The following is a 15,856-nucleotide window of genomic DNA, read 5'->3' as shown; positions in this document are numbered from 1 at the left end:
TTCTTTCACCTGCTGGCCCGCGTGGCGTCGCGTCCGTCGGACGTCCGGGTCCGACGGCCGCGACGGTGTGGTCAGCGGACGGTGGCTCCGAAGGCGACGCCGGTGGCCGGCACTCCGCCCTCGCCCGGCTTGATCGTCTGGGTCGGGGCTCCGCCCGATGCCACGTTCCAGGGGAAGCCGTAGACCGCGCGGGTCTCCGCCGGGCCGTAGGGCGCACCGACGTACAGCAGCGAGGGGGTGGCGGCCAGGGAGATGCCGGTGAACATGTGCGGCGCGGGCGTCGGCCCGGCGCCGTAGCCCGGGTCGATCCAGTTGTCGGAGGCGCCGGGCGCGCCGACCAGCGGAACGATCTGGACGCCGCCCTTCTCCGCGTGCTCCTCGGACGACTCCTCGCCGGGCACGCCGATCGCGAGCCGGGTGGTGGTGGCGGTGGAGGTGGCGTTCGGGGAGGAGTTGACGGCGGCGAGCCGCTTGCCGAAGAAGTCGCCGGCCTCGGCCTCCTGGTCCACGTCGGCCGTGTTCTGGTCGATCCAGGCGGTCTCGGTGAAGGTTCCGTTGGCGGCGAGTTTGAAGACCTGGACGGCGCCGGCGTCGACGGTCGTCGCCAGATCCTCGCCCGGAACGCCCACGGCGAGCAGCGACTCGGTGGTGGAGGTCGCGCCGGAGGCCCGGTACGGGACCATGGCGAGCGCGGCGCCGAACTGGTCGCCGACCTCCTCGGCTCCCGAGATGACGTCCTGGTCCTGGCCGAGTCCGCCGAGCGGCTTCGGGGAGTCGGCGGTCAGCGCATGGCTGAAGAAGCCCACGCCGCCGGCGAAGGCGACGGTGCCGAGCGCCTCGCCGGGCGTGCCGACCGCGAAGTGGGTCGGGGTCGCGGCGAGCGTGGAACCGAAGCGGTCGTCCTGCTCCGCGGATCCGGGCACGTCTCCGGCGGTGGTGGTGTTCTGATGGACGAAGGCCATCGTCATCGCCGTGCCGCTGAGGTAGTGGAAGCCGCCCGCGTCCTCGATGTCACCGATCGACTCACCGGGGACGCCGATGATCAGGAACGGTACTCCGGCCGACGTCTTGCCCGCCGTGACCGCGTAGCCGACCCAGTCGTCGGTCTCCGGGCCGCCGCCGAGCCGCGCGCCGGTGCCCTGGTAGAACTCGATCGAGGCCTTGCCGGCGTTCAGCCCGCTCGTGGAACCGTAGATCACGTGCACGACGCCGGAGTCGGGAACGGCGCCGATGTCCTCGTACGGGTCGCCGACCACCAAGTCGCTGCAGCCGTCGAGGTCGGCGTCGTAGACCGCGAGCGAATAGCCGTACTGGTCGCCCACCTCGGGCACACCCGGAATGGTGTCCAGGGCCTGCGAGAGGGTGAGGACACCCTTGGCGCCGCCGTAGACGACCTGCACCTCACCCGCTTTGGCCATGCCGCCGACGGTGGCCTCCGGGTCGGCTATCACCGTGTCCCTGACCCCGTCGCCGTTGAAGTCCGACTCGACACCCGAGGGACAGGTGACGGCGGCTGCGGCCGGTCCGCCCCCGAACCCGAGCCCCCAAGTCAGCAGTACCCCTGCCAAAACCGTGACGGATCCACGCCGCCACACTTTCCCCACCGTTGACACAGACGCCCCGTAGTTAAAGAGGAACTAAAGAAGGTCAAGAGATCATCCCTTTACATGAAGTGCACATGCAACACCTGTCAGATTCCCGTGAACATGACATGAATCACAGAAGATGCATGTTAGTTTCCGGACGCGCGGCATATGCCGGACCGCCAGCCGGCTCGGACCGCCTTGACAGGTGGATGGGCGTGGGCGTGGGGCGCGGGTGGGGGCGTGGGGCGTCGAACTAGGCATGCCGAACTAGGAGTTACCGGCCTCGTCGCCGGTGTCGGTACCGGTCAGCAGGAACCCCGTGGTGTCCAACTCGAACTCGAAGGGCGCCGGAATCCACACGGGCCGCCCGAAGGGAACGTTGGTCCGGGACCGGTACCCCTTGGGAGACGGATCCCACAGGACGTTGATCTCCCCGACCCCCATATCGAGAAGCAAATACACGGGGACGATCCGCCCGTACGTCTCCATCTTGTCGATCCAGTCGACGTCCTTGGTGGACTCGGACGTCAGCTCTGCGGCAAGGGAGAGAGCGGCACCGTCGGCGTGCCGACCTTCGGCGTCGAAGGCGGACTCGTCGGCGACGTGCAGGTCAGGCCCGCACGCGCGCCCAGAGCCGGGGAAGGCGAAGAGAATCGGAGCCACGTCCACCTCGTGCCCCTCCGGGACATGCGGCTCCAGCTGAAGCCGCAGCGACTTCATGACTCGCATGTAGCGCAGTTCCGGCCCCGGGGACACGACGATCTTCCCCCGGACGAGTTCGGCCTTGTAGCCGGCAGGCGTGTCCAGTTCCTCGACGATGCGGAGCATTTCCTCGAAGGGTCCGCTCGGAGAGGTGTCCATGGTCGTGGGGCGCTCGGTCATGACGGTCAGCACGATAGCGCCACGCTGTGACAGCCGCCCGCCCCTCGGCCATGCTCACCCACCGACCTCGCACCACAAAAGCTTCCCGCCACCCCCGAGCGGATACCCACCCCAGGTCTCGGCGTAGTGCGATACGAGGAACAGCCCGCGCCCAGCCTCAGCGTTCGGGCCTGCCGGGACGGGTAGACGGCGGGGCCCGGACCGCGTCCCGAAGGGAGGCGGGATGTGGGGGTTGGCGTCCCAGACGCTCACCCGGAGCCGACCACGACCGAGCCCGCGAAGGCGGAGGGTGGCCGGGCCGGTGGAGTGCCGGTAGGCGTTGGTGACGAGCTCGGTGGCCAACAGTTCGGCCGCGTCCTGGAGTTGCGCCATGCCGTGTCCGGCGAGCACGGCCCGGAGGGTGACGCGGGCGATGCGCGCGGCGCGCGGATCATGGGGCAGTTGGAGGGCGTACGCCCAAGTTGGGACCGCTTCGCACTCCGACGGGGATACGGTGACCATGAACGCCTCCTGCGGTGGGGGAAGTTGGCTCGCTCGACGTTCCGGCCCGACCGGGCGGTGGCAGTGCCGCGCGCTTGCAAGTACGGCGCGGTGCGCTTCCGGGTTATCGGCGGGGCCGGTTGAGCGGCTCGGGACTCACCGTAGGGCAGTTCATGGACTACATTCCATGGACTGAAAGGAATGCAGTCCCTATTGCCCTCGTGTGGGTGACTCGCACGACGCACGTACGAATGGGAAGTCGCAGCCGATGCCGCAACCGAGCCCTCTCCCTACCGCCCGGCGTCGCCGCCTTGGAGTCGAGCTGCGCAGGCTGCGCGAGCGGGCCGACCTGTCCGCCACGCAGGCCGCCGCGCTGGTCGGCGCCACACAGTCGCGCGTCAGCAACATCGAGGCCGGACGCTACGGAGTGAGCGCCGACCGCGTCCGCGCCATCGCCCGGCACTACGACTGCACCGACGAACCCCTGATCGACGCTCTCACGGCACTGACCGGCGAACGCCGGCGCGGCTGGTGGGAGGAGTACCGAGACATTCTCTCCCCCCGAGTACTGGACCTCACCGAGGTCGAGCACCACGCCACCGCACTACGCGTGGCTCACGTCATCAACATCCCGGGCCTGCTCCAGACCGTCGAGCACGCCCGCGCCCTGTTCGGTCACACCGTCCCGCCGCTCAAACCGCACGAGATCGAGCACCGCATCTCGCACCGGATGAAGCGCCAGGAGATCCTGCACCGCGAACAGCCCCCGCCCTACGCGGCGATCATCCACGAGGCCGCACTCCGTATGCGCTTCGGCGACCGCAACACGGTCCGGGCCCAGCTGCACCACCTCAACGAGATCAGCGAACTGGACCACGTCACCATCGTCGTCATCCCCTTCGACGGCGGCCCTTTCCACACCTCGGGCCAGGGCGTCGACTACTTCCACGGCCCGGTACAACAACTGGACACCGTCCAGCTCGACACCGACCACGGCGCGGAACTCATCGACTCACCGGCTCAACTGGAGCGCTACCGCCTCATCCTGGACCGCACCAGCCAAGCGGCTCTGCCACCGGCCAAGTCCCGAGACTTCATCTCCCAACTCGCCCAAGACCTCTGAAGGAGCCCCCATGCCCGAACTCCACTGGCAGAAGTCCACCTACAGCCAGGAGGCCTCCGCCTGCGTCTACCTCGCCACCACCCCCACCGGAACAATCCTCCTCCGCGAAAGCGACGAACCGAAAACCATCGTCACTACGAGCCCGCACCAACTCGGAGCCCTGATAACCGCCCTGCGGAGCCGCTGAAGCAGCGCACTGCAAACAGGATTCATGAAAACGCTCGGCCGGGAAACCCAGCCGAGCGCTCACACATGCGGTTCGTCACCTGGTCGCGCAACCAGCGCCTCCGAGGGCTTACGCCAGCCAGTCAGCCGGCTGGGCACGGCTCCCGGCCCCGTCGCCCTTAACCACATACTCAAGGACGCTGGCGAAGCTCATACCGAGTTCCCAGATGGTGCCCACGGTCACGGCGACCACCCTTCCGGAAGCGCTCACATATGAGCTGAACTGGGACGACCACATGCCCAGAGGTGAGAAGTCCTCCCGGTACCTGTCGCTGATCACCAACGACTCGTCGAACGAGTCGATACCGGCGTCCACCGGATCGATGTGGAGCCGCGAACCTGGTTCACGGCTCGGTGCGCTCCGGATCGTTAGACCACCGAACTCCGCCCAGATCCGCAGCGCCAACGGGTGCGGTTCGTAACCGACGCCCGTGAGCTCCTCCACCCAGCCCGACGTGTCCACGCGCCGGCCTTCACTCCACCCGGCGCGTCGCAGGGCTTCGCAGACCAGTGGGTCGCTACTCGACAGCGTCACTCGTTTCCCGGGCTTTCTCGATCGCGGTCTGACGGAAACGGCCCGGCTCGACGTGTCGAACCGGGCCCCGTGGGGTCACGGTCGGTCCCGGCCCCGGTATGCCTCCCAGGCCATCCAGTGGAGCAGTTGGTCTCTTTCTGCAGGGGTGGCCGGGGGCAGCTTCTCGAAGTCGGCCATCGCGATGTCGAGTCTCCCGAAATCGCATTCGGGCCTGACCCCCGGCTCCAGAACCATGGAGTGGGCGAAAGAAACGACCAGACACATCCAGCTGTCCTCGGGAGAGGACTCCTGGAGGTACGGGACGATCGCGAAGGTCTTCCCCGCGTCCAGATCCAGCCCCCGGCCCTTCCTGCTGTAGCCGCGCGCCTCCGCCGCGGCCATGAGTTCGCGCAGCTGAGGTGGCGACGCCAACCTGACAGCCGCAGGTACGGGCCACCCCAGCCAGGACTGGACCAGCTTCGAACCCGCGAGCCACCCCTTCAGGTTGGGCATCGCACACCTCATTTCCGGATTTCCCGACGATTACTGCGGGGGTTTTCTAGGGGACGACCAATATCTCGGTATCCGGTGTGATACCTGGATAGTTCGGATTGTCCATTCTTCGCAGGGCCTCGCCCAGTCGATGGTTTCCGTTGATCACTTCACCGTCACCGAGTACGACGCTGCCACCCAGCTCATCAGGATCGTTGATCGCTTCCAGAAGACGGGAGTCGTCCATACCGCCGACGTCCCGCATCTTGGTGGAGTCCCCGTAGTCGGGCAATTCGATGTCCCGCAGATCACCGAGCTTCATGGGAACCCTCTTGGCCCGCATGTTCTCGTCGGCCGTCTGCGCCGCGGACTTCTTCCCGCCTCCGAAGAGTTTACCGAAGAAGCCCCCGCCGCCACCGGCCGGACAGTTGTGGACCAGGACCGGTGTGGCCCCCGCCAGCACGTAGTACGAGTGGATCTCGGTGACGGTCAGATCGAAGGTGAGCTGGCTCTTCTCGAAGTGCCGGGTCGCCGTGACCTGGATCGTCTCGCCCTCGGGGGTACGCAGTCGCATGCCCGGCCGAAGGTCGCCCGCCTCGATCCACTCCTCCTCGGAGGCCACCCAGAACGGGTGGGTGGTCGTGGCGATCAGGGCCTCCGGCTTGCCGGACTTGCCCTTCACGGTCAGATCGGCGAAGTACTTGTCGTACTCGGTCACGATGGTGCCGGCCACCTCGCGCACCGTCGTCTTCCCGGTCTTCGGGTCGGTGACGACGACCTTGTCGCCGAGCTTCACCTTCTCGATCGGCTTCGCGCTGCCGTCGGCGAGCAGCACCTTCGTGCCTGGCAGGAAGCTATGGCACTCAGGCTCCGACTTCTTGCTCTTCTCGAGCGCGGCCGCTGCCTTCTTCCGGGCCTCCGCCAGTTTCTCGGTGGCCTTGGTCAGTCCGGCCTTCGCCTTGCCCAGTGCCTTGCTGGCCTTGAAGTAGCCCCTCGCGCCGCCGATCAGGTCCTTGACCAGCCCAACGACACGTTTGACGAGTCTGAGGCCCTTGGCCCACTTCCACGGGGCCCCGTACTTGGCCATGATCTTGCCCGCCAGGCCGCCCGCGAAGCTGCCGGCGATGTTGAGCAGGGTTTCGCCGCAGGCTCCGACGTCGCCGCTGGAGATGCAGTCCAGAGCCGCGTCCACGCCCAGGATGTCCCGGGCGATCTTGATCAGCTCCTTGCCTGCGGACTTCATGCGCTGCTTGGAGGAGGACTGCTGCGCCTGCGCCGACGCCACGTCGGCGGCGGCCGCGTCGGCATCCGACTGTGCGTTGTCGACGTCCGCGTTGCCGGTTTCCTTCTTGTAGGTGCCCGAGTAGGCCGAGCAGTAGACCGGGAAGCAGCTCTCCAGGCCGGACGGGTCGGACAGGGTGACCGGGGTGTTGTCGGCGTACGCGTAGCCGTTGATCTGGTTCGGCCTGGTGTAGTCGATGATCGGGTCGACGGAGATGAACTTGCCGATCGCCGAGTCGTATTCGCGCGCTCCCAGGTGGGTCAGGCCGGTCGAGGCGTCGATCGTGCCGCCGACGAAGCCCTTCTCCCCCGGCCAGACGCCGGTCTTCGCGCCGCGCTCCACGCCGTAGGGGTCGAAACGGCGCTGGGAGATCGCGCCGGTCGCGGAGTCGATCGCCACCTCGCCCGTGCCGTGGTGATCGGCAGTCGCGAAGGAGAGCTTCGCCGCCGTGCGGACCGCGACGGTCTGACCGCCGTAGCTGTAGTAGCGGGTGGCTTCCGTCTTGGTGCCGTCCACCGACAGCTTCAGCTCGGTGCCGGGCAGGTAGACCGTCGTACCGGACGGGTCCTTGCGCACGAGACGGTTGCCGGAGGCGTCGTACAGGTAACTGGTCTTCGAGCCGTTCGCCTCGGTGACCTCGTTGACCTTGCCCGAGTCGGTCCAGGTCAGGGACTGGGCGTTGCCGCCGATGGTGCGCTTGGTGGTGTTGCCCGCGTCGTCGTACTCGTACGACGACTGCCGCGCGCCGGTCGGGGTCTGCTCGGTGACCTTGGTGACCTGGTGCGGTCCGTCTCCGAGAGCGCCCGCGCCGCCGTACTCGTAGCTGCGGGTGATGTTGTTCGCCGCGTTCAGCGACGTGTCGTGGTTGACCTCGGAAGTGCGGTTGCCGATCGCGTCCGTCTCGTACGACTTCCAGTACGGAGCCGGACCGCCCAGCGCGCTCGAACCCGCGGCAGTGGTGCACGCCGAGGGCCCGGTGCCGTCCACCGGCGTGGTGGAGCCACGGGTTCCGGAACCGGCCGCGGTCGTCGCGGTGGCCGCCGGCGTCCACGCGTGCTGCAGTCGCTGACGGCTGTCGTAGGCGAAGCACTGCATGTCCGGCGAGGCCGAGTTCGCGGTGTCCGCGATCGACAGGACGTTGCCGGCCTGGTCGTAGGAGTAGGAGGAGTCCTTCGCCGGGGCGGTCGCGCCGTAGACGTCGACCACCGAGCGGGTCAGCCGGTCGGTGCCCTTCTCGTAGCTGAAGGTCTGCCAGACCTTCTTTCCCGTGCCCGTGGACAGCTCGAGCTGCTGGAGCTGGCTGGTCCTGGAGTAGGTGGTGTTGGTGACGTAGGAGGTGCTGCCCGTCAGCGTCATCGGGCGCTGGAGCGCGTCGTACGTGTACGTCAGCGCTTCCGCCGGCAGATCGCCGAGGGCGGGCAGGCCGGAGCTCTGAAGCGTTCCGTCCCGGTTGTACGTGGAGGTGTAGACGTAGGTACCGGCGAGAGATCCCTGCGAGGCGGGGACCTGGTACGCGGTCTTCAGCGGACGGTAGAACTCGTCCATCGACTGGACGGCCGTGGCGAAGTACTCCGTCGGCGAGACGTAGCTCAGGTGGCCGTAGGCCAGACCCAGCCAGCCCGCCTTGTCGTACTTCGTCTCACTCAGCTGCGTGCCGGTACCGGCGTCGCCCTGCCAGGTCGTGAGCACACGACCGAGCTTGTCGTAGACCGTGGAGGTCTTCTTGTCACGGCCGTCGTACGCGATGACCGGCCGGTCCAGTTCGTCGTACTCGGTGCGCGAGGTGCCCGCGTCCGGGTCGACCGACTTGGTCTTGCGGCCCAGCTGGTCGTACTCGTAGCGCCAGACGTTGCTCTTGGCGTCGGTGACCGTCTCCAGCAATCCCGCGGTGTTGTACGTGTACTTCGTCGAGTCGTACGGCACACCGACGCCCGGCGCGGCGCCCTGGTAGTGGCGGATCTCGGAGACGTTGCCCTGGCCGTCCGTGACGCTCGTCGTGGGCACTCCGCCGACCGGCGGATCGACGTGCGTCAGTTCGCCGTCGTAAGTGGTCTTCGTCCGCCACTGCTCGGCGCCGGAGACGGCGAGGATCTCGGCGGTGGGCCGGCCCAGGCCGTCGTACTCCAGCAGGTTCTGCGAGCCGACCTGCCCGTTGCTGACGAGCAGCAGCTCGTCGGAGGCCGCACCCGCCGCGTTGTAGGTGGAGTTGGTCTTCCTGACGTTCCCGGTGGCGTCGTACCAGGTGTCGGCGACCATGCGGGTGCCGTCCACGCCCTCGGTCTGGATCTGACGGGGCCTGAGCATGCTGTCGTACAGCTGGTACTCGGCGCCGTAGGAGCCGTCGTTCTCGATCTTCTCCGTCTTGATCGAGGTGACCTTGTCCTTGCGGACGTTGTACGAGTACTTGATGCTCGGCGTCTGCGTCGACGCCCGGTCCGCGAGCCACACCGACGTCAGACGGCCCAGACCGTCGTAGGCGAGGTCCGTGCGCTGGCCGTTCGGGTCCGTCTGGCCCTTCGACATGCCCCAGGCCTGGGCGTAGTCGGTGGTCGTGTTGTGGCCCAGGGCGTTGGTGACGACCGTCTTCGACAGCAGACCGTTGGTCTCGGTGTAGACGGTCTTCGTCGCGTCGGTCGTCCCGTACTGCTTGGCGTCCTGCTGCGACTTCGGACGCCCGAAGTCGTCGTAGGTCGTGGCACCGGTGATCTGGTACGTCGCCGTGGTGCCGTTGTGCGAGGTCAGCCGCTCGGTCTTGGTCGCGTCACCCTTGGTGGGCGCCGCCGCGAACGCGAGGTTGTCGTACGAGGTGCGCTCGTCCGCCAGGACCTGGGTCTTGCGGTCGGGCGTCGTCGCGCACTTGACCGACACGCTCTCGCTGCGCGCCGGAAGCGCGAGGATGTTCTTCGCGGTGTTGTCGGCGTAGGTGGTGCGCGTGCAGGTGTCGTCCTTGGCCGTGGAGACGTCGCCAAGGTCCTCGACCGTCAGGATGCGGCCGGTGCTGTTCGCCGTGTCGTAGGTCGTGGTGGACTTCGTTTCGCGCCAGGTGCCATCCGACTGGAGGCTGAAGCCTCGGCCGGTCTGTGTGCGCACGATCGCCGCACGTGTAATTCCCCAGCTATTGGTCTGGGTTGCCGTGTAGTGCTTCCACGGGACGTCGATCGTCTTGGAGACCAGCTTGGCGCCGTCGTAGGTGGCCGCCTCCAGCTGGTGACCCGTGAACTCCTCGGAGTCCGTGTAGGAGGCTCCGGTGGAGTCCTTGACCGTCACCGAGCGGGTGTTGCCGGCCGAGTCCTTGTCGCCGTCCATGCCCTGGAGGTACGTGTAGTCGACGCGGGTCTTCTGCGCATCGGAGCTACCGCTGGTGACCTTGACCTTGCCGTAGCCCTGCCAGCCGCCCCAGGTCAGGTACTTGGCATCGGTGATGCCGTCCGGCTTCGCCTTCCGCCAGGCCGCGTCGCCCTGGTAGTCGTAACGCGTGACCATGCTGTCGCTGCCGCCGGTGCGATCGGTCTCGATGACCGCCGCGACCACGTACTTGTGGAACCAGTCCGTGATCGGCTCGGTGTACCCGGGCGGGGCCCACTTCACCGGATAGCAGCGCTTGACCGACTCACCCGGCGTGGGCAGCGAGGCTTTCGCGCAGTCCGTCGGCGCGTAGGTGACGTCGAGCTGGGCTCCGGTGTCGCTCAGGACCATCGAGAGGCGGAAGCGATGGAACGGGGCGATGTTGTCGCCGATCGCGTCGACGCGGTTGGCCAGCTGCTCGCCGAACAGGTCGACGGACGGCAGCTTCACCGCCGTACCCACGCGGCCCTCGTGCTCGATCTTCGACAGCCACAGCGTCTTGGAGTCGTCACCGTTGTCCGTGAACAGATGCGTGAAACTCCACGCGTCCACGTCCTGGTAGGTCGTGGCGTCCTTGCGCATCTGCGTCACGACCGACGTCAGCCGCTTCGTCGTGAAGAACGTCTGCACCGGTGACGTGCACTTCGTGCCGGACTTGCACTCCTGATCGACCGGGACGTCCGGCCAGTAAGCCGCGTTCGCCTTCGTGCGCTTGCTCTCCGCACAGTCGAAGTCCGCGGTGGGCAGGCAGCGTTCGGCGGTGTTGAAGACGACCCGGGCCGGGGCCTTCGCCGGGTAGACACTGCCGTCCCGCTGACCGTAGTCGATCCGCTTCAGCCAGCCGCCGCGGTGGTACGCGGTGCCGTTGACGTCCGTCTTGCCGTTCAGCGCGTAGTAGTTGGTCTCACGGTCGTAGAAGTAGGACATCACGTTGCCGTGCGTGTCCTTCACGTAGTCCAGGCTCCAACGCCACGCCTGCTGGCAGTTGGCGCTGGTGAACGTCGCGTTGTAGCACGGCTCACCCGCGTCGTCGCCGAAGACCGGAGCCGTCCAGACCGAGTTGGTCTCCTCGTTGCCCGTCGCCCAGCCCGGCAGCCGGTTCAGACCGAAGACATACTCCGTGCCTTCCGAAGTGGTGATCTTCCAGTGCTCGCCCTTGTCACCGACGCTGCCGTCGTCACCGTTCGTGGCGCCCGTCAGCCGCTCGACCTTCGCACCGTCGTCCGACGACATGTGCCACTTGCCGCTGGTGTCGTCCTTGACCAGCTCACCGGACGAACCGGCGAGCATGATCGTGGCGTTCTCGAACGCCCAGCACTGCTCACCGGAACCGTCGTGACCGTCCTCGGAACAGGGCTTGTAACGGCGCTCGATATAGCCGGCGTCGTAGGAGAAGCCCTCACCGATCCAGGAGCCCTGGTTGTTCGTCGCCGAGGTGCGGCCGTCCGCCGACTGGGACGAGTAGCCGAGACCCACGGTCGGGGTCAGACCGCCCGGCGTCGGCACGGAGCTCAGCGGATAGTTCCAGCTGAAGCCGCCCGAGGAAGGAGCCACGCTCCAACTGGACGACGGGGAAAGCGCCGTGGCCTTGTACGTGCCCTGCGCGCTGGAGGGGCCGGCGGCGACCGCGACCAGGGAGGTCGCGGTGCCCGCCATCGTGGAGACGCCCTCGGCGGGGGCCGGTGCGGCGGTGACGTCTGCGGAGACGGTGCCCGTCTTCACGTCGTTCACCGTCGGCAGCACGACAGGCTGCTCGGGGCACGCCTTGCTGCCCGGCGTGGCGACCGCGGCACACGCCGGCAGCTGAACCAGCTGCAGACGCGAAGCATAGGAGCCGCCGAAGCCCTCGGCGAACTCCGAGTAGTCGACCGTGAGGCGGACCTTGGCCGCCTGGTCCTCGCCGTCGGCGCGCTCGACGCCGAGCAGAACGCCGGCGCCGAGCTGTGCGGCGCGCTGCGGGTCGAGAACATCGACACGGACCTTGTCCGCATCCGTCGTCGCCTCGCCCTTCGCGCCGGCCTTGCCAGTGGCCTTGGCCTTCACCTTCGCCTGCGCCTTGCCGATCGTGATCGGCAGACCGCCCGCCTCCGCGGTGGCCCCCAGCTTCACCTCGGCGCCGCCCTGCTCGGGCCACACCGCCTTGTCGAGACCCTTGACCGCCGCCTTGCGCGCCGGATCGGAAGGACGGGACTTCGCTTTCGCCGCGGACCCCTTGGCGGGATCCCCGTCGTCCTGGACGCCGGGACTGCTGGTGCGGCCCCGGTCGCCGTCGTCGAGCGCCAATGCCTGAACCGACGACGCGGACAACGCGAGCGTGAGCCCGAGCACTGTCACGGCCAACGCCGGTCTGGGCATGCGGCGGCTCAGTGAGCGGCCACGGAAGAACATTCGGACAACTCCCTGGTCGAAGGAGAACGTCATGGCATGGAAGGGCAGGCGTGCGTCGAGCCCCAACAGGACCGAAGCCCCAACAGGCTTGTTAAGCAGCGGACATGACAGGGGACATGGCAGGGGACATGACGGGCCCGTCAGACATCGGCCGTTGCTTTGCCGTCAGGCAGGAGATCGACCGGTCGCCGTCGTCGGCCGAGAGGGTTTCGCCGAACAGGCCGGAAGGCCGGGAGAACTCACGCCGCGCACATTTCCCGGACGGCGCCCGCGAAGGCAGCAGCCGTTTCGGCGCTCTCACCGGTCGCGCCGACGGCGCAGTGCCGGTCGGTGGCGGAGACCGAGGCGCCGCCGACGCATCCCGCCGCGTACGCCCGGGATGCAGAAACGATCCCGCTCAGGCCTGACAAGAGAGGTGCTGCTGTTGCGACAGCAGCGCCCCGCCGCCACCCGATACCCATCCCGGACACCCGAAGTCACCGTCCCCCCACAGTCGGATGATCGCCACAGATCTTTTACCGACCTCTTACTTCTCACCAGACATGCATGTCCGACATGATCACATTCAGATAGTCACAGTTTCATCACAGAATTCCTTCAGGCATCGCCAATTACCCCATCTCGCACCCACATGCCCCAATTACCTTCTCCCTCCCGTTCAGCTGAACTTCTTTACTGGTTCGGGGATTCAGGGGTCGTACGGAACATGCGCTGACATCGCGGTTCCGTACGGTCCATCAACATTCGTTGGGGGTAGGCAAGTCATGGCTGGCAAGAGACGTGTCGAGCTGGGGCGCAGGCGGTTCATCAGGGTTGCCGGCGGGTCCGTCGCCGGGGTCGCGGTGGTCGGTGGGGGGACCTTCACCGCGCTGGCCACAGGAGCGCTGGACTCCCCCTCGCCGGATCTGCTCGACGGGGTGCCGCGCTCCCTCGTGCTGAGTCTTCCCGACACCCCGGGCAGCACCCAGCCGCCGGTTCCGGAGCTGCCGGACCAGCTCGGCGAGGGCGTCCTCAGCCCGCCCAGCCCGGGCACGCGGATTCCCTACACCGGTGGGACCGTCGACCCGCAGACCGTCGAGGACTCCGTACCCACGACGCTGCCCTTCGAGTTCAAGACCTCGGGCTACCGGATCGACACCGAGCTCCCCGAGTACATGCGGCCCTGGCGCGACCGGCCCACCACCTGGTCCAACGTCACGCCCAACACCGAGAACGTCTACCTCGACGCCGAGGGCGTCGTGCAGTACCGACCCGACCGGAACACGCCGGGCTACGACCAGCCCGTCACCCAGATCCAGTTCGGGCTCGGCTGCATCTCCAGCTACCGCATCGCGACCGACCCGACCCGCAAGGCGCTCTTCCTGAAGCGCGCCAAGGCGCAGGCGAAGCGGCTCATCGACAAGCGCGTGGAGACGCGCGGCGCCTGGTACTTCCCGTACCCGTTCGACTGGTACCACCCCGAGCACAGCGGCGTGAACTACAAGGCGCCCTGGTACTCCGGCATGGCGCAGGGCGAGGCGATCAGCCTCTTCATCCAGCTGTCCCAGCTGGACGGGGTCACCGAGGAGGAGAAGACCCTCTACAAGGCCGCGGCCGACGGCGCGTTCGCCTCGCTGCTGCGCGGCGACAACGCCAAGCCGTGGGTCGTGAACAAGGACAAGAACGGCTACCTGTGGATCCAGGAGTACCCGGGCGCCGTCGCCGGCACCGGTGACTACACCTTCAACGGCATGATCTTCGCCATTTTCGGCCTCTGGGACTACTACGTCGCCACCGGCAACGAGCTGGCCCTCAAGCTGTACGACGGAGGGGTCACCACCATCCGCGACCACTTCTCGCGGCTGCGTCAGGCGAAGTGGCTCTCCTACTACTGCAACACCCACCGGGTCCCGACCAAGGGCTATCACCAGCACCACATCAACCTGTTCCGCCAGTTGCACTGGCAGACCGGCAGCCCCACGCTCGCGGCCCAGCAGGACACGCTGATCAACGACTACCCCTACGCGCAGACCAACCTGCCGGCGGGCTCGGTCCTCGCGTTCGCCAAGGGCACGCACACGCTGTACAAGCTGAAGACGCAGGGCGCGCCCCTCTACGGCTGGTCGCCGACGATGGAGGACGCCCAGCAGGCGACCAAGAAGGTGACCTTCTCCAAGGCCACCCAGGCTCCCGTCGACGTCCGCCGCCGGATCAAGGGGCGCGGGATCTACTACCGCATCAGCGCCGGCGCGTACGCGGGCTGGTGGGTCGGGGAGTACTACCCGAACGTCTTCCTGCGCGGCGTGTATCTGCCCACCACCTACCGCCCGCAGCGCACCGCCACCTTCCCGGCCAATGTGTCGATCACCTGCATCAAGTTCGGCAGCGACGGCAAGACCGGCACCACGAAGACGGTGAAGTTCGCCAAGAGCTCCAAGGCCCCCTTCGACCAGCGGGCCATCGTCAACGGCCGGCCCATGCTGCGGATCACCGCGGGCGGGCTGACCGGGTACTGGGTGCCGAACGGGCCGGTGCTGACCGACGGGTAGCAGACGAGCGGCCGACGCGCGGCCCGGACGGCACTGTGCCGTCCGGGCCGCGCGTCAACGTCGTCCGCCCCGCCCCGTATGCTCGCCAACCGAAGCCACACACCGGAAGGCAGCAGAGTGAACTACAGGGTCCAGCCCAGCGCGCAGGTAGACGACAGTGCCGAGATCGGCGCCGGGAGCAGCGTCTGGGACCTCGCGCAGATCCGTGAGGGCGCGCGCCTCGGTGAGGGCTGTGTCATCGGCCGTGGCGCGTACGTCGGTTCGGGCGTTCGTCTGGGCGACAACTGCAAGCTGCAGAACTACGCGCTCGTCTACGAGCCGGCCGAGCTCGGCGACGGCGTCTTCATCGGCCCCGCCGTGGTCCTCACCAACGATCACAACCCGCGCTCCGTCGACCCCGACGGCAAGCAGAAGCGGGGCGGCGACTGGGAGGCCGTCGGCGTGAAGATCGCCGACGGGGCGTCCATCGGCGCCCGCGCCGTGTGCGTCGCGCCGATCGCCATCGGCCGCTGGGCCATGGTCGCCGCCGGCGCCGTCGTCACCAAGGACGTCCCGGACTTCGGCCTGGTCGTCGGTGTTCCCGCGCGGCAGGTCGGCTGGGTCGGCCGGGCCGGCGTCAAGCTGATCGCGTGCGCGGGCGAGGCCGACGTGTGGGAGTGCCCGCAGACCGGCGAGCTGTACGACGAGAAGGACGGCGTGCTGGTGGAGCGGACCGCAGGCTGAGCGCTCCGCTGGAAGTGGCCGCGATGTGCCGTCGTTCCGCTGCGGCGCCATCGCGGCCGATCGCGCAGTTCCCCGCGCCCCTTCATCCAGGGCGCTGCCGAACCGCAGCCGAGTTCGCCCGACCCACTCAGCGCCACCGGCCCGCCGGCCCACCGGGTACGAAAAGGGTGTCGGCCGCGTCCAACAGGACGCGGCGCGAACTTCCCTGCTCAGACGTGGTGCGGAGGCCCGTTGAGGCCCCCCTTCACCGCGCCGCGGGCGGGTGCGGGGCACGGTCTCGGCGGCTGC

At 67.8% G+C, this 15,856-nt stretch carries 10 protein-coding genes; 4 read left to right on the top strand and 6 right to left on the bottom strand.

Going from position 1 to position 15,856, the window contains the following annotated elements:
- Window positions 1-71 precede the first annotated feature (71 nt).
- The 3 genes from ACWCPF_RS04725 to ACWCPF_RS04715 form a co-directional block, all read right to left on the bottom strand.
- Entirely contained in the window at window positions 72-1,568 is a 1,497-nt protein-coding gene (locus tag ACWCPF_RS04725) for a VCBS repeat-containing protein (protein ID WP_451043506.1), read from the bottom strand.
- 285 nt (window positions 1,569-1,853) lie between these two features.
- Window positions 1,854-2,468, bottom strand: coding sequence for a Uma2 family endonuclease (locus ACWCPF_RS04720; protein ID WP_451043505.1), 615 nt, complete (start codon window positions 2,466-2,468; stop codon window positions 1,854-1,856).
- Window positions 2,469-2,522: 54 nt separating this feature from the next.
- On the bottom strand, window positions 2,523-2,969 hold the full coding sequence (locus ACWCPF_RS04715; RefSeq protein WP_451043504.1) for an ATP-binding protein: 447 nt from the start codon (window positions 2,967-2,969) through the stop codon (window positions 2,523-2,525).
- A gap of 247 nt (window positions 2,970-3,216) precedes the next feature.
- On the opposite strand from ACWCPF_RS04715, the gene ACWCPF_RS04710 reads away from it, so the two are divergent.
- Together ACWCPF_RS04710 and ACWCPF_RS04705 are read left to right on the top strand one after the other, a co-directional pair.
- Complete coding sequence (locus ACWCPF_RS04710; RefSeq protein WP_451043503.1) at window positions 3,217-4,071, top strand: helix-turn-helix domain-containing protein; 855 nt, start codon at window positions 3,217-3,219, stop codon at window positions 4,069-4,071.
- A gap of 10 nt (window positions 4,072-4,081) precedes the next feature.
- Window positions 4,082-4,258, top strand: coding sequence for a DUF397 domain-containing protein (locus ACWCPF_RS04705; protein ID WP_451043502.1), 177 nt, complete (start codon window positions 4,082-4,084; stop codon window positions 4,256-4,258).
- Between the two features lie 108 nt (window positions 4,259-4,366).
- Here the strand turns inward: ACWCPF_RS04705 and ACWCPF_RS04700 are convergent, their stop codons facing one another.
- The 3 genes from ACWCPF_RS04700 to ACWCPF_RS04690 form a co-directional block, all read right to left on the bottom strand.
- On the bottom strand, window positions 4,367-4,831 hold the full coding sequence (locus tag ACWCPF_RS04700; RefSeq protein ID WP_451043501.1) for an SUKH-3 domain-containing protein: 465 nt from the start codon (window positions 4,829-4,831) through the stop codon (window positions 4,367-4,369).
- 75 nt (window positions 4,832-4,906) lie between these two features.
- Window positions 4,907-5,323: a hypothetical protein gene (locus ACWCPF_RS04695; RefSeq protein WP_451043500.1), complete on the bottom strand. Its 417-nt coding sequence runs from the start codon at window positions 5,321-5,323 to the stop codon at window positions 4,907-4,909.
- A 46-nt stretch (window positions 5,324-5,369) separates the two neighbouring features.
- Window positions 5,370-12,284, bottom strand: coding sequence for a polymorphic toxin-type HINT domain-containing protein (locus ACWCPF_RS04690; RefSeq protein ID WP_451043499.1), 6,915 nt, complete (start codon window positions 12,282-12,284; stop codon window positions 5,370-5,372).
- 797 nt (window positions 12,285-13,081) lie between these two features.
- Between ACWCPF_RS04690 and ACWCPF_RS04685 the strand changes: the two genes are divergently transcribed.
- Together ACWCPF_RS04685 and ACWCPF_RS04680 are read left to right on the top strand one after the other, a co-directional pair.
- Entirely contained in the window at window positions 13,082-14,845 is a 1,764-nt protein-coding gene (locus ACWCPF_RS04685) for a D-glucuronyl C5-epimerase family protein (RefSeq protein WP_451043498.1), read from the top strand.
- A 117-nt stretch (window positions 14,846-14,962) separates the two neighbouring features.
- On the top strand, window positions 14,963-15,568 hold the full coding sequence (locus ACWCPF_RS04680; RefSeq protein WP_451043497.1) for an acyltransferase: 606 nt from the start codon (window positions 14,963-14,965) through the stop codon (window positions 15,566-15,568).
- Window positions 15,569-15,856: the final 288 nt, after the last annotated feature.

The organism is Streptomyces sp. NPDC001858 (genome assembly GCF_053594615.1).
The sequence above is the reverse complement of the archived record's forward strand: the minus strand, read 5'-3'. Positions and strand labels throughout refer to the sequence as shown.

Coding starts and splice junctions, on each gene's coding strand:
- ACWCPF_RS04690 (WP_451043499.1), bottom strand. CDS start 12,284: ATGCCCAGACCGGCGTTGGCCGTGACAGTGCTCGGGCTCACGCTCGCG.
- ACWCPF_RS04695 (WP_451043500.1), bottom strand. CDS start 5,323: ATGCCCAACCTGAAGGGGTGGCTCGCGGGTTCGAAGCTGGTCCAGTCC.
- ACWCPF_RS04715 (WP_451043504.1), bottom strand. CDS start 2,969: ATGGTCACCGTATCCCCGTCGGAGTGCGAAGCGGTCCCAACTTGGGCG.
- ACWCPF_RS04720 (WP_451043505.1), bottom strand. CDS start 2,468: ATGACCGAGCGCCCCACGACCATGGACACCTCTCCGAGCGGACCCTTC.
- ACWCPF_RS04705 (WP_451043502.1), top strand. CDS start 4,082: ATGCCCGAACTCCACTGGCAGAAGTCCACCTACAGCCAGGAGGCCTCC.
- ACWCPF_RS04710 (WP_451043503.1), top strand. CDS start 3,217: ATGCCGCAACCGAGCCCTCTCCCTACCGCCCGGCGTCGCCGCCTTGGA.
- ACWCPF_RS04685 (WP_451043498.1), top strand. CDS start 13,082: ATGGCTGGCAAGAGACGTGTCGAGCTGGGGCGCAGGCGGTTCATCAGG.